Below are 328 nucleotides of genomic sequence, written 5' to 3' on the forward strand. Positions count from 1 at the left end.
TGATAGGTTACAGGTGTAACGGCAGTAATGTCATAGCCGAGTGATACTAATAACCCGTAGACTTATTGCGTCGCAGATTCTTTTTTAAATTTTATTGCTTATAGCTTTTAGCTAATAGTTTGTATTGAAAAATGTTTTTTATCCTAATATGTTAAAAGTATTATGGTTAGCGTATAGCGGTTAGCTTATAGCATATAGAATTTATAACTATTGTTTATTGCCTAATTACTATTGTCTAATTAAACGATTTAAGGTGGTTATAGCGAAAGGTCTCACCTCTTACCATTCCGAACAGAGCAGTTAAACCTTTTAGCGCAGATGGTACTAC

At 32.9% G+C, this 328-nt stretch carries 1 rRNA gene; it reads left to right on the plus strand.

Annotated features, from left to right (window positions below):
• Positions 1-249: 249 nt before the first annotated feature.
• A 5S ribosomal RNA gene (gene rrf / locus CCAND38_RS06625) occupies positions 250-328 on the plus strand; the annotation flags it as partial.

The sequence above is a fragment of the Capnocytophaga canis genome (assembly GCF_000827555.1).
Classification (GTDB): Bacteria; Bacteroidota; Bacteroidia; order Flavobacteriales; family Flavobacteriaceae; genus Capnocytophaga; species Capnocytophaga canis.